Annotated in this window: 11 protein-coding genes; 6 read left to right on the top strand and 5 right to left on the bottom strand. The window is 75.3% G+C overall.

Annotated elements, in window-relative coordinates; all coding sequences use genetic code 11:
• Positions 1 to 55: 55 nt before the first annotated feature.
• A complete protein-coding gene (locus ACQ614_RS27215) occupies positions 56 to 1,291 on the bottom strand; it encodes an MFS transporter (RefSeq protein ID WP_431681367.1) in 1,236 nt (411 codons plus the stop codon).
• A gap of 101 nt (positions 1,292 to 1,392) precedes the next feature.
• On the opposite strand from ACQ614_RS27215, the gene ACQ614_RS27210 reads away from it, so the two are divergent.
• From ACQ614_RS27210 to ACQ614_RS27195, 4 genes are all read left to right on the top strand, one after another.
• A complete protein-coding gene (locus ACQ614_RS27210; RefSeq protein WP_431681366.1) occupies positions 1,393 to 2,493 on the top strand; it encodes a DUF5937 family protein in 1,101 nt (366 codons plus the stop codon).
• 120 nt (positions 2,494 to 2,613) lie between these two features.
• On the top strand, positions 2,614 to 3,183 hold the full coding sequence (locus ACQ614_RS27205; protein WP_431681365.1) for a TetR/AcrR family transcriptional regulator: 570 nt from the start codon (positions 2,614 to 2,616) through the stop codon (positions 3,181 to 3,183).
• Positions 3,184 to 3,279: 96 nt separating this feature from the next.
• Positions 3,280 to 4,167 carry an AAA family ATPase gene (locus tag ACQ614_RS27200; protein ID WP_431681364.1) on the top strand — a complete coding sequence of 296 codons (888 nt, stop codon included), beginning with the start codon at positions 3,280 to 3,282 and terminating at the stop codon, positions 4,165 to 4,167.
• On the top strand, positions 4,164 to 5,627 hold the full coding sequence (locus ACQ614_RS27195; protein WP_431681362.1) for a VWA domain-containing protein: 1,464 nt from the start codon (positions 4,164 to 4,166) through the stop codon (positions 5,625 to 5,627). The genes ACQ614_RS27200 and ACQ614_RS27195 overlap by 4 nt, the downstream gene beginning before the upstream one ends.
• Before the next feature lie 17 nt (positions 5,628 to 5,644).
• Here the strand turns inward: ACQ614_RS27195 and ACQ614_RS27190 are convergent, their stop codons facing one another.
• Positions 5,645 to 6,346, bottom strand: coding sequence for an SDR family oxidoreductase (locus ACQ614_RS27190; protein ID WP_363496650.1), 702 nt, complete (start codon positions 6,344 to 6,346; stop codon positions 5,645 to 5,647).
• 131 nt (positions 6,347 to 6,477) lie between these two features.
• On the opposite strand from ACQ614_RS27190, the gene ACQ614_RS27185 reads away from it, so the two are divergent.
• Positions 6,478 to 6,786, top strand: a complete 309-nt coding sequence (locus ACQ614_RS27185) for an antibiotic biosynthesis monooxygenase family protein (RefSeq protein ID WP_431681361.1) — start codon at positions 6,478 to 6,480, stop codon at positions 6,784 to 6,786.
• Positions 6,787 to 6,833: 47 nt separating this feature from the next.
• On the opposite strand, the gene ACQ614_RS27180 is transcribed toward ACQ614_RS27185, so the two are convergent.
• Entirely contained in the window at positions 6,834 to 8,105 is a 1,272-nt protein-coding gene (locus ACQ614_RS27180) for an ArgE/DapE family deacylase (RefSeq protein ID WP_431681360.1), read from the bottom strand.
• A gap of 65 nt (positions 8,106 to 8,170) precedes the next feature.
• On the bottom strand, positions 8,171 to 8,710 hold the full coding sequence (locus ACQ614_RS27175) for a DM13 domain-containing protein (RefSeq protein WP_431681359.1): 540 nt from the start codon (positions 8,708 to 8,710) through the stop codon (positions 8,171 to 8,173).
• A 394-nt stretch (positions 8,711 to 9,104) separates the two neighbouring features.
• On the opposite strand from ACQ614_RS27175, the gene ACQ614_RS27170 reads away from it, so the two are divergent.
• Complete coding sequence (locus ACQ614_RS27170) at positions 9,105 to 10,967, top strand: protein kinase domain-containing protein (protein ID WP_431681358.1); 1,863 nt, start codon at positions 9,105 to 9,107, stop codon at positions 10,965 to 10,967.
• A gap of 71 nt (positions 10,968 to 11,038) precedes the next feature.
• Here the strand turns inward: ACQ614_RS27170 and ACQ614_RS27165 are convergent, their stop codons facing one another.
• The gene (locus tag ACQ614_RS27165) at positions 11,039 to 12,751 is read right to left on the bottom strand and encodes a proline--tRNA ligase (RefSeq protein ID WP_431681357.1); all 1,713 of its coding nucleotides are present in this window, start codon (positions 12,749 to 12,751) and stop codon (positions 11,039 to 11,041) included.
• Positions 12,752 to 13,148 lie beyond the last annotated feature (397 nt).

The following is a 13,148-nucleotide window of genomic DNA, read 5'->3' as shown; positions in this document are numbered from 1 at the left end:
GGGGCCGGCCGGGGCGGAGTCCGGGCGATCGGCGACCGTTTCGGCGCGCGGCCGTTCACGTCCGGGGGCCGTGGCGGAGGACGAGGGCGGCGCCGAGGGTGGTGGCGGTGGCGAGGGTGACCCAGAGGGTGGCGGGGCCTGCGGTGAGGAGGGCGGTGAGGGCGGCGGGTGCGACGGCGCGGCCGAGTCCGCTGGAGAGTTCCCAGCGGGCGAGGGCGCGGCCGAGCTGCCCGGGCAACGCCGCGGCGACCACCAGGGCGGTCCCGGTGCCGGTGTAGAGGATCTCGCCGGCGGTGTAGAGCACGGCGACGGCGGCGATCCCGGCGGCGCCGGCCGCACCGCCCAGCGCGCCGGCCGCCCAGAAGCCCAGGTAGGAGAGGGCGAGGACCAGGCCGGAGGCGGCCAGTACGGACCGCCGGGAGCGGCGGCCGGCCCAGAGCACCACGGCGAGCTGGGTGGTGATGACCAGGACGGTGTTGCCGACGAAGATCCCGGAGGACCAGGCGGGCGAGACGTGCAGGGTGGTCACCAGCAGGGCGGGGAGGGCGACTTCCAGGACGTCGAAGCAGAAGGCGTACGGCAGGTTCGCCAGCCCGAGCAGGCCGGTGCCGGTGCCGGTGCCGTGCCCGGGACCCGTACGGCGGGGGGTGCGGCGGCGGTCGGGCTCCGCGGCGGGGACGGAGAGCCGCAGCGACCACGCCAGGGCGGCCGCGGCCAGGCAGGCGGCCGCGGTGAGCAGCGCGAGCGCCCGCAGGGCGCCGGTGCCGCCCGCCGTCGCCGCGGTGGCCACGAGTGCACCGGCGCCGAGGCCGGCGTTCCGCAGGGATCGTCCGGCGGCGAGGGCGGCGTCCCGGGTGCGTCCTTCGGTGAGGGCGGCGACCACGGCGGCGTGCGCGGTGGGCCAGGTCTGGCTGCCGATGCCGAGCAGGACGGCTGCGGCGGTGTAGCCGGCCAGCCCGCCGGCGGCCAGCAGCACGCCGACGCCGGCCGCCCGGACGAGCAGGGTGGCCGCGACCGGCCGGCTGCGGGCGCCGCGGTCGATCCACCGGCCCGTCAGGGGTACGGCGGTCAGGCCGGCGAGCATGCCGGCGGAGAGGGCCAGGCCGGCGGTGCCGATGCCGATGCCGAGCACGCCGACGCCGTACAGCAGCAGGAAGGGGCGGAGCAGTCCGGCACCGAGTGCGTCGACGAGGACGGCGAGGGCGTAGCGGCCGCCGCCGGCGGTCCGCAGCAGCCGGGCGGTGGCCAGGGCTCCGGTGGCGGGCGGGGCGGGCTTCTGAAGGAGTGCCATGGCGGCCACGCTGCGGCGCCGGGCAGCGGCGGGGCACGCGGATTGACGGTCCCCGTCAACCGTCGGCGGTCGGGCCGGGGCGGGGTGGCAGGATCGCGGCCATGAGCCTGACCATCGACGTCACCGGTCTGCCGGACGGGCGGTTGCTGTTCGCGCCGTCCCCGCTGGCGGAGTTGAACGCGATGCTGCACGCCCTCGCGGAGCCGGCGCACCATCCGGAGCTGCACGGCTGGGTCGCCGCGACGACGGGCGCGCTGCCGCCGGGGCTGGCGGACCGGCTGCTGGAGGCCGACTTCCTGTGGCGGTCCTCGCGGGCGGACTTCCTGTTCCCGGCGCGGCCGGCCGCGACGCTGGCTGAGGAGCTGGACGCGGTGGACCTGCTGGAGGACGAGCAGTACGTGGCCGCGGCGCTGGTGACCACCTGCGGCTCGTCCCGGCTGTCGTACCGGCCGGCGGGTTCGCCGCTGACCGATCCGGTGGCGGCGGAGCGGGCCCGGGATCTCGCGCTGGCCCGGGGGCCGGTGCAGGCGGCGTTCGCGGACCGGCTGCTGGCCGATCCGCCGGCCGTCCGGGTGCGGGTGCGCCGTCTGCTGGAGGACTGCGAGCGGGCGTTCTTCGCGGACGCCTGGCGGCGGGTGCTGCCGGCGCTGGCCGCGGACGCCCGGCAGAAGTCGGACCTGCTGGCCAGGCACGGCCTGGCGGAGACGCTGGCGGCGGTCTCCCCCGCCGTCACCGTGGACGGCTCCGAGCCGGGGCGGCGCCGGATCGTGGTCGACAAGCTGCAGGACAACGCGACGAGCGCGGTCGCGGCGGGCGGTGTCACGTTCATCCCGAGCGCCTTCGGGCGGCCGCACCTGCCGGCGGTGTACGCGCAGGGCTGGCGGCCGGTGCTGCAGTACCCGATCGCCGAGGCGGGCGGGACGGACCCGGTGTCGCTCGCGCTGGTGCAGCAGCGGCTGGAGGCGCTGGCCCACCCGGTGCGGCTGCGGCTGTCCCGGACGCTCGCCCGCGGCCCGCACACCACCGGCGAGCTGGCCGACGCCTGGCAGCTCACCGCGCCGGAGGTGTCCCGGCACCTGGCCGTGCTGCGGCGGGCCGGACTGCTGACCACCCGCCGCCGCGGCCGCTACGTGCTGTACGAGCTCGACCTGGCGACCAGTGCCCGGCTGGGCGGGGACCTGCTGGAGGCCGTCCTGCGGTAGGGCCTGTCGCCAGAGGCAGTCGGGTGTCCCATGAGGGGCGCTGGCGGGCTCCGGCCGAGGCTTCGACGACGCTGACACCGATCGGTTTCCTCGGTGCGTCGCGGGCGGTAGCCTCGCAGCATGGACACCCAGGCGAAGGCCTCCCCGCGCGACCGGCTGCTCGACGCCGCCACCGAGCTCTTCTACCGGGAGGGCGTCGGCACCGGCGTCGAGGCCCTGTGCCGGGCCGCCGGGGTGTCCAAGCGCTCGATGTACCAGCTGTTCGAGAGCAAGGACGAACTGCTGGCGGCCGGCCTGGAGCGCCGCGCGCCCGGGTACGCGGCCCTGCTGCTGCCCGCCGCGGACGACCCGCGGCCGCCGCGGGCGAGGGCGCTGCACGTCTTCGAGCGACTGGAGGAGCTGTCCGCCGAGCCCGGGTACCGGGGCTGCCCGTACCTGGCGGTGCAGGTGGAGGTCAAGGACCGGGAACACCCGGCGAGCGCGGTGGCCGGCCGGGTCAAGCAGGTGCTGACCGACTTCTTCCGCGCCGAGGCCGAGCGCGGCGGCGCCACCGACCCGGCGCTGCTGGCAAGGCAGTTGACCCTGGTCTTCGACGGTGCCAGCGCCCGCGCCGGGGCGGGTGCGGAGATCCTGGCGGGCCTGGCGGTACCGACCGCGGCCGCCCTGCTGGACGCGGCCGGGATGCACTGACCGGGCACCGCGCATCCCGTCCTCCCGAGCCGTTCCCCCAGAAGTGACCCGCGGGTAACATGCCTCCCACGGCGCGGTACGGACGGGAGCGGACGGATGCAGCACGAGGGCGGTCACACGGTCGGCACGGGCTTCTTCACCTCGGTGGACGACGTCCTCACCCGCCTCGCCGAGGCCGGCTACCTCGCCTCGACCGCGGTCGCCACCACCGTCTTCCTCGCCGACCGGCTCGGCAAGCCGCTGCTGGTCGAGGGCCCCGCGGGCGTCGGCAAGACCGAACTCGCCAAGGCCGTCGCCCGGGTCGGCGCCGCCCGCCTCGTCCGCCTCCAGTGCTACGAGGGCATCGACGAGTCCCGCGCCCTCTACGAGTGGAACCACGCCAAGCAGCTGCTGCGGATCACCGCCGGCCGCGACGAGCGCTGGGACGACGCCCGCACCGACATCTTCGGCGAGGAGTTCCTGCTCGCCCGGCCGCTGCTCACCGCGATCCGCGGCGAGGAGCCGACCGTCCTGCTGATCGACGAGACCGACAAGGCCGACGTCGAGATGGAGGGCCTGCTGCTGGAGGTGCTCAGCGACTTCCAGGTCACCGTCCCCGAACTCGGCACCGTCACCGCGAGCCGCCGCCCCTTCGTGCTGCTCACCTCGAACGCCGACCGCGAACTCTCCGAAGCGCTGCGCCGCCGCTGCCTCTTCCTCCACCTCGACTTCCCCGACGCCGAGTTGGAGCAGCGGATCGTCCGCCTCCAGGTGCCCGGCCTGGACGCGGTGCTGGCCGAGTCGCTCGTCCGGGTGGTCGGCGCGCTGCGCGCCATGGAGCTGCGCAAGCCGCCGTCGGTCGCCGAGACGGTCGACTGGGCGCGGACCCTGCTGGCGCTCGGCGCCGAGACCCTGGACGAGACCGTCGTGCAGGACACCCTCGGGGTGATCCTCAAGCACCAGGACGACGTGCTGAAGGCCGCCGCGAAGCTGGCCCCGGCGTGAGTGCCCCGACCGGCGGCGCGGAGGACCTCGCCGCACGCCTCACCGGGCTCGTCCAGGCGCTGCGCGGGCACGGGCTGAGGATCGGCACCGGCGAGACCGCCGACGCGGCGGCCGCCCTGCAGGTGCTCGGGCTGGCCGAACGGGAGCACGTCCGGGAGGGGCTGGCCGCGGCACTGCTGCGCACCGACCGGCAGCGGGCGGTGTTCGACGCGGTCTTCGACCTGTACTTCCCGCTCGGCGTCGGCACCCCGCACGGCACCCGCCCGCTCGACGAGGAGCCGGCCGACCGCGCCGCCACCATCGCCGACCTGCGCGAACGCCTCGCCCTGGCGCTGGCCGCCGCAGACACGGCCGCCACCGCCCGGCTCGCCGGCGAGGCCGTGGAGGCACTCGGCCGCTACGGCGCCGCGGCCGGCCCCGGCGCAGGGTCGGGGCCCGGCTCCGGGCAGGGCGGGCGCCCCGGCTCGGACGGCTGGTCCGCCTACCAGACCCTCGACCGGCTGCGGCCCGAGACGCTGCTGGCCCGGGTGCTGGCCGCGCTGCGGGCCGACGGGTCCGGCCGGGGCGCGGACGGTGCGGCCGGGTTCACCGACCGGCTGACCGAGGACGAGATCCGCCGCCGCATCCGGGCGTTCCGCGCCCAGGTCGGCACCGAGGCCCGCCGCCGGGTCGCCGAGGTGCGCGGCACCGAGCGGATCGCCGAACGCGCCGTCGCCCCCACCCCCGACCGGGTGGACTTCCTCGCCGCCGGCGCCGATCAGCTCGCCGAACTACGGCGCACCGTACGGCCGCTGGCCCGCAAGCTGGCCACCCGGCTGGCCGCGCGCCGGCGCCGGGCCGCCCGCGGCCGGATCGACCTGCGCCGCACCCTGCGCCGCTCGCTCTCCACCGGGGGCGTGCCGCTGCGGCCCGCGTACCGGCGGCGCCGCCCGGCCCGCCCGGAGATCGTGCTGCTCTGCGACGTCTCCGGCTCGGTGGCCGGCTTCGCCAACTTCACCATGCTGCTGGTCCGGGCGATGCGCGACCAGTTCACCAAGGTGCGGGTGTTCGCCTTCGTGAACCGCACCGACGAGGTGACCCGGCTGGTCGCCGGAGACACCGACCCGGCCGGGCTCGGCCGGCGCATCCTCACCGAGGCCGCCGTGGCCGGCTGGCACGGCAGCAGCGACTACGGCGCCGCACTCGGCGAGTTCGCCGAGCGGTACCCCGACGCGGTCGGGCCGCGCACCGCCGTCCTGGTGCTCGGCGACGCCCGCACCAACGGCTGGGACCCCAACCTGCCCGCCCTGCAGCGGATCGCCGACCGGGCCCGCCGGGTGATCTGGCTCAACCCGGAACAGGCCTCGCTCTGGGGCACCGGCGACTCCGCCGCCCTCGCCTACGCGGGCGTGGTCGACATGCACGCCTGCCGCAACGCCCGCCGCCTCGGCGAACTGGTCGGCCGGCTGCTGCCGGTCTGACCGCCGGATCCGCCTCCTCAGGCGGCGAGTTGCGGGTAGAGCCCGGCGAGGTCGCCGGCCAGCCCGGCCTTGACCCGGCGCGACAGGTCGTCGGCCAGCACCTCGTACGCGTCGGCCTCGATCCCGTCCAGCGCCTGCGCGGCGACGTCGGCGGGGTTCGCCTTCGGCCCGGCGACCGCCGCCGTCATGTCGGTGTCCACATAACCGACGTGCAGGCCGGTCACGTTGATCCCGCGCGGCTTCAACTCCAGCCGCAGCGAGTTGGTCTGCGACCACAGCGCCGCCTTGGACGCGCTGTACGAGCCGGCCAGGCCCAGCCAGGACAGCACCGAGTGCACGTTGAGGAGGTGGCCCCCGCCGTTGCGCTCGATCACCGGCACGAAGGCGCGGGCGGTGAGCAGCGGTCCGTAGAAGTTGGTCTCGAACTCCCGGCGCACGTCCTCCACCGGTGCATCGAGGAAGGAGGCGCTGACGGCCGCACCCGCGTTGTTGATCAGGACGGTGACGTCCTGCGCCTGCGCGGCGGCCGCCGCGACCGAGGCCGGGTCGGTGACCTCCAGCGCCAGCGGCACGGCCTCCGGGTGGGTGACCGTCCGCGGGTCGCGGGCGGTCGCGTAGACCTTGCGCGCACCGCGCTCGTACAGGGCGTCGACCATCGCGCGGCCGATGCCGCGGCTGCCGCCGGTGACGAGGACGACGGAGTCCTTGATCGCGGTCATGAGAAAGCTCCCCTCGGAGGAAACCGATCGGTTTCCACCAAGGTAAACCGATCGGTTTCCGTACGCAAGGAGGTCGCGACACAACCCGTCTAGGCTGGAAGGAGACCCGTAGCAGAGCGAGGTGCTGCACGATGCTGCAGGAGAACAAGCACTGGTCGTCCGCCTACTGGGAGGTCTCCGAGGGCCGGGCGGAGGAGTTCGTCGAGCGCTGGCAGGAATTCCTCACCTGGACGAAGGCCGAGGCCGAGGGCTTCTTCGGCGCCCGGCTGATCCGATCCCTCGGCGACCCGTACCACTTCGTGTCCTTCGCCGCCTGGCGCGACGTCGACGCCATGCGCAGCTGGCAGGCCCGCCCCGAATTCGCCGAACGCTTCGGTGCCTGCCACGCCCTGTGCAAGAACGTCCGGAGCGGCGGCTTCGAACTGGCCGTCTCGGTCTGACCGGGCGCCGCTCCCCGGCACCGCCCGGCCGCGGGCGCGGCCGTGCCTCAGCGCGTCCCGGCCGTGCGCAGCACCGCCAGCACCAGCGTCCTCGCCACCTGCACCGTCTCCCGTACGGAGACCTGCTCCCGCGGGCTGTGCGCCAGCCGTACGTCGCCCGGGCCGAACTGCAGGGTCGGCACGCCCGCGGCCGCGTACAGCCGCAGGTCGCTGCCGTAGGGTGCACCGCGTTCGGGCAGCCGCGGGCCGCCGACCGCATCGGCGTGCGCGTCCCGGACGAGGTCCCGCAGCGGGTGCCCCGCCGCCAGCCGCCCGCTCGCGAACTGCCCGCCCGACCACAACACGGCCGCCGGGTGCTCCCGCAGCCAGGGGTCGGCCGCGCAGACCTCCGCCACGCACCGTTCCAGGGCCGCCCGGGCCTCGGCCGGGTCCTCGCCGAGCCGCACCCCCAGCCTGCCCTCCGCCACCAGGAGGTCCGGCACGCTGCTCGCCCAGTCCCCCGCGCGGAGCGTGCCGACCGACAGCGCGTACGGGATCGGGTACTCCGCCATCACCGGGTCCGGATCGGTGTTGCGCACCGCCTCCAGCCGGGCCAGCGCGGCATGGATCGGCAGATAGGCGTCGATCGCACTGGCCCCCTCGTCCCGGGTGCTCGCGTGCGCGGCCCGGCCGGACACCTCGATCCGGAAGGTCAGCGCACCGGCATTGGCCGTCACCAGGGCGCCGCCGGTCGGCTCGGTGATCAGACAGGCGTCGCCGGAGTACCCGCGCTGCAGGGTGCCGAACGCGCCGAGCCCGCCGTCCTCCTCACCGACCACGAAATGCACCGCGACCCGGCCGCGGAGCCGCACCCCGCTCGCCCGGATCGCCTCCAGTGCCGCCAGGTGCGCCACCAGCCCGGCCTTCATGTCGCAGGCCCCGCGGCCGTGCACGGTGTCGCCGACCGCCCGCGGCACGAACGGGTCGCCCACCCAGTGCGCGGGATCGCCCGGCGGGACGACGTCCACGTGCCCCTGCAGCACCACCGTCGGCCCGTCCGCCCCGCCCGTGGTGCCCACCAGCCCCCAGGCCTCCTCGCGCGGCGCCTCGGTGCCGGGGAAGTCCGGGTGCGCCCGCAGCGCCGGCAGGTCCATCGGCCACAGGTCGGTCTCCAGCCCCAACCGGTCGAGCCGGCCCGCCAGATGGTGCTGGATCTCCGACTCCGCGGCACTCCCGGTCACGCTCGGGATCGCGATCAGCTCGAGGAGCGTGCGGGCGACGGACGCCTCGTCCACGGCCGCCAGGGCGGCGGCCTCCTCCGCGGTCAGGGCTGCAGTCATCGGCGGGCCTTCCGTTCGTACGGGATCGCGCGTGCCGGACAGCCTCTCACCTCGTCCGGCGGCCCTCACCCCGCGGCAGCACCCGCCGCCAGGTCGGCCGCACCGAAGCCGACCGAGAACCGGTGGCACCAGATCACCGCACTGCGGACCTTCGACAGGTCGGTGCCGGCCGGCACGGCGTAGTTCTGGTTGCCGATGTTCCCCTTCAGCCGGTCGAGTTCGACGGCGCCGTCGCCGAGCGAGTCCAGCCGCGACTCGGCAGCCGGACGGGTCGACAGGTACACCCGGACGTCCGGCCCCTCCGAGGTCCGCAGATCCTCCAGCCGCAGCACCACCCCGCCGTCCGCCAACCGCACCAGCCGGGCCGTCCCCGTCGTGGTGTGCTCACCCGACACGAACCCGCCCCGCGCCAGCTCCACCGGCCCCGCCACCGGGCTCCCCGCCACGGACGGCGCAGCAGCCACCGACGGCAGCACCTCGTCCACCGCCGTACTCGTGAACGCCTTCCACGGCGCAAACAGGTACACCCCGAACGCGACCCCCACCACCAGAACCACCGCCACCAGCACGGCCACCCTGCGGCCCACCACACCCCGCCCCGACATCGCCACCCCTCCTACCGACACCCCACTACGACACCCCATACCTACCGCCCGCCCTCACCCCCGGCCACCCCCACCACCCATCGGTAAGACTCCCGTAACTCCCACCGCTACGGCGCCCGATCTCCTCGAACTCGCTCTGTTCGGCGGCGCCCGGCATCCCTGGCCGACGGCAGCGCGCCTGCACCGGACGGGCACACCTCCGCCGCACACTGTGCCGACTTCTGCTCAGCTCGCCCGAACCTCCTTCGGCGCGCCACGATCCGGGGGCGGTCGCGGGGCCTGACCTGCGGTCAGAGGGGCACCGGGTGCACCGGCCGGGCAGCGGGGGCGCTAGGTTGCTGACCGATCATCTGATGAGCCGTACGGCCGGATTCGGGACGAAGGGACGGGTGCCATGGTGGAGGGTCTGCTGCTGGACGAGCGCTACGAGCTGCTGGAACGGCTGGGCAACGGCGGGCCGGGCGAGCGGTGGCGGGCGCACGACCGGCAGCTCGGCGCCTCCGTGGTGGTGACCGTGCTGGCGGAGGCCGGCACCGATCCTGCGGACGCCGAACGGCTGACCGCCGCCGCCCGCGCCGCGAAGGAGCGGGCCGAGCACCCCAATCTGGCGGCCGTCCTGGACGGCGGGCGGGACGGGGCGACCGGCACTGTGTTCGCGGTCTCCGAGCAGGTCGAGGGCCGCACCCTGGACGAGGTGCTGGCCGCCGAGGGGGCGCCGAACCCGGGCCGGGCCGCGGACTGGGCCCGGCAGATCTGCGCCGCCCTGGCCGCCTCGCACGCCGTCGGCGCAGTCCACCGCGACCTGCGCCCCGGTCATCTCGTCCTCACCGCGGACGGCACGGTCAAGCTGCTCGGCCTCGGCATCGCAACGGCCGACCCCGGGCAGGCGACCGGCGGGGCCGGGGCGCTGTCCGGGGTGCCGTGGATGTCGCCGGAGCAGGTGCGCGGCGCCGAGGAGGTCGACCACCGCAGCGACCTGTACGCGGTCGGCTGCCTGATGTACCAACTGTTCACCGGCAAGACGCCGTTCGGGCACCGCGAGCCCACCGTGCAGTTCGGCGCGCACCTGCGCGAGGCTCCGGCCCCGCCGAGCCGGCACCGGCCCGGACTCCCGGCCGGACTGGACGAGCTCGTCCTGCAGCTGCTCGCCAAGGGCCCGGAGGACCGCCCGGAGGACGCCGGCGAGGTGCTGGCCCGGCTCGACTCCCTCGCACCGCAGCTCGCCGCCGCGGGCACCGACGCGGCCCTGTTCGGCCTCACTGCACCTGCACTCAACGCACCTGCGGCACCGCCGGTTTCGGGATTCCCCGCCGCCTTCCCCGCTGCCGCCGCAGCCGCTGCGCCGGTGCCGCCGGCCGCCCCGGTTGCGCAGCCCGCGTTCGACTCCTGGGAGGAGGACGAGCGCGGGTCGTGGTGGCGCGGTTCGCCGGGCCGCCGCGCGGGCCTGGTCGCCGGCAGTGCGGCGCTCGCGCTCGCCCTGGTGTCGGGCGTCACCTGGGCGGTGAGTTCGCAGGGCGGCACGGAGGGCGGCGGCGCCAAGGCCGCGGCCTCGGCGGGTGCGTCCGGGGCAACCGGGACGACCGGGGAGGACACCGGCGCGACCGGGGAGGTCCCCGCGGCGGACGGCACGGCGGTGGACGGGACTTCGGCCGCCCCGTCGGGTGCGTCCACGTCCGCCGGTGCGACCGGGGCCTCGTCCCCGGGCGCCCCGGCCGACGGCACCGCGCCCGGCACGACGGGTGCACCGGGCACGTCCGGGCCGTCCGGCACCCGGCCCGGCACGACCCCAGCCCCGGGGACCACGCCGGGCACCGGCTCCACGCCCACCACGGCCGCGCCGGTCAAGGCGCCCCCGTCGCCAGCGACTTCGGCGGCGACGTACGGCTGCAGCGGCGGGCTGGTCGGCAGCTACCCGGTGACGACCCCGGCGGGGGTGGTCTTCGGCTACTTCTACATCTGGTTCGACGCCTCCAGCGGCAAGAACTGCGCCGCCACCATCAAGACGGTCAACAGCGGCTACGGGACGGCGTCTTCGGTGAAGGCGAGCATCAGCCGGTGCACCCAGACCGCCCCGGCCGCGAACTGCAGCAAGGTGGCCGGCACGACCGCCACCGACCAGGGCGACTTCGCCAAGTTCGCCGGCCCGGTGCGGGTCGCCGCGGTGAAGATCTGCATCAACGGCTACGGCAGCATCACCTGGGCCGGCCAGACGGCCACCACGTCCTCGCTCGGCAACCGTGCGGTGCACTGCAGTTGAGCCCGCCGAGGGCCTGAACGCAGCCGCCCCCGGCACCCGACGGGTGCCGGGGGCGACGCGCGTGGAGCCGGTCAGCCGCGGCGGGCGGCGGTGACCAGGGCGGCGACGTGGCCGACCGCGTCGGCGACCGGCACCTGGACGGTCTCGCCGGTGGCGCGCTCGACGACCTCGACCAGCCCCTCCTTCAGGCCGCGCGGGCCGACGGTGATCCGGTACGGGATGCCGATCAGCTCGGAGTCGGCGAACTTCACGCCGGGGCGCTCGTCCCGGTCGTCCAGCACGGTGTCCACCCCGGCGGCGCGCAGGTCGGTGTAGAGGCTCTCGACGACCTTGGTGGTCTCCTCGTCCGCCTTGCCGATCGGCACGACGACCACCTCGAACGGGGCGACGGAGACCGGCCAGACGATTCCCTTGTCGTCGTGGTGGGCCTCGACGACGGCGGCGATCGCCCGCTCGACGCCGATGCCGTAGCTGCCCATAACGGGCCTGATCCGGCCGCCGTCCGGGCCCAGCACGGTGATGTCCAGCGCCTCGGTGTACTTGTAGCCGAGCTTGAAGATGTGGCCGACCTCGACGGTGCGGACCACCTGCAGCGGCTCGCCGCAGGTCGCGCAGGGCTCGCCGGCGGAGATCTCGCGGAAGTCCGCCCACGCGGTGGCGGTGATGTCCCGGTCCACGTCGACGCCGCCCAGGTGCACGCCGTCGCGGTTGGCGCCGGTGGTCATCGACCGGCGGCCGCGCAGCGCCTCGTCCACCAGGACGGGGACGCCCTCGACGCCGACGGCGCCCAGGCTGCCCGGAGAGGCGCCGAGCGCCCCCTGGATCTCCTCGGGGGTGGCGGGGCGCACCGCGCGGGCCGCGGTGGCGTCGATCAGTTTCTGCTCGACCAGGGCGTGGTCGCCGCGCATCAGCACCAGGGTGAGGCGGCCGTCCACGACGTACACCAGGGTCTTGATCTGGCCGGCGGCAGGCACGCCGTGACGGTTCGTCAACTCCTCGATGGTGCGCGCCTCGGGGGTGTCGAAGGGCTCCGGGGCGGCGGGGCCCTCCGGGTCCTCGACGGGCGGCAGGGCGGCGGCGGCCTTCTCCATGTTGGCGGCGTAGTGGCAGGCGGTGCAGTGCACGACCAGGTCCTCGCCGGCCCCGGTGGGCGACATGAACTCCACGGAGGCGGAGCCGCCCATGCTGCCGCTGGACGCCTGCACCGGGATGGCGGGCACGCCGAGCCGGGCGAAGATGCGGGTGTACGCCTCGTGGTGGAGGTCGAAGGAGCGGTCCAGCCCGGCCTGGTCGAGGTCGAAGCTGTAGGAGTCCTTCATGGTGAACTCGCGCACCCGCAGCAGACCGGACTTGGGCCGCGGCTCGTCGCGGAACTTGGTCTGGAACTGGTACCACATCTGCGGCAGTTGGCGGTACGAGGCGAGCTCGTCGGCGAGCGTGGTGAAGATCTCCTCGTGCGTCATGCCGAGGGCGATGTCGGCGCCCTTGCGGTCCTTGACGCGGAACATCTCGTCACCCATCACCTCCCATCGGCCGGAGCGCTGCCAGATCTCGGCGGGGTGCATCGCCGGGAGCAGCCACTCCTGCGAGCCGATCCGGTCCATCTCCTCGCGCACGATCCCGACGACCTTCGACCGCACCCGGACGGCGAGCGGCAGCAGCGAGTAGTGCCCGGCCATCAACTGGCGGACGAACCCGGCCCGGACGAGCAGCCGGTGGCTGGCCGCGTCCGCGTCGGCCGGGTCCTCGCGCAGCGTGGGTGTGTACATCTGGGACCAGCGCATATCTGTCTTTCCTGTCCGGTTGTCAGAACTGTCCGGTGGGCGGCGGATCGGCACCCGGGCCGGCGTCCGCCCTGCCGCGGGCCGGCGGCGGGCGAAGTGAACGCTAGCGGATGCCGCCGCGCGGGCGGGGGGCGGACGCCGGGCGCCGGCCGGGCGGCCGGTGCGCGGGCCGGTGCGCGGGCGTCCACCGTCGGCGACCGCGGACGGGGGCGGGCAGCGGCGACGCGGCGTCCCGACCATCCGAAGACATGATCGAACAACTGCGCCGACCGAGTGAAGTCGACACGCCCCCGCGCGTCGCCGAAAACCTCGGATACGAAGAATCCCGGAGCCGCGCCGAATTCGGCGATTTTTTCGCCCCGCAGGCGACTGATCATTTCAACGGGAATGCAGGCGA

The sequence above is a fragment of the Kitasatospora dryopteridis genome, from assembly GCF_050749075.1.
Lineage (GTDB): Bacteria > Actinomycetota > Actinomycetes > Streptomycetales > Streptomycetaceae > Kitasatospora.
This window is presented reverse-complemented; position numbering and strand designations above follow the sequence as displayed.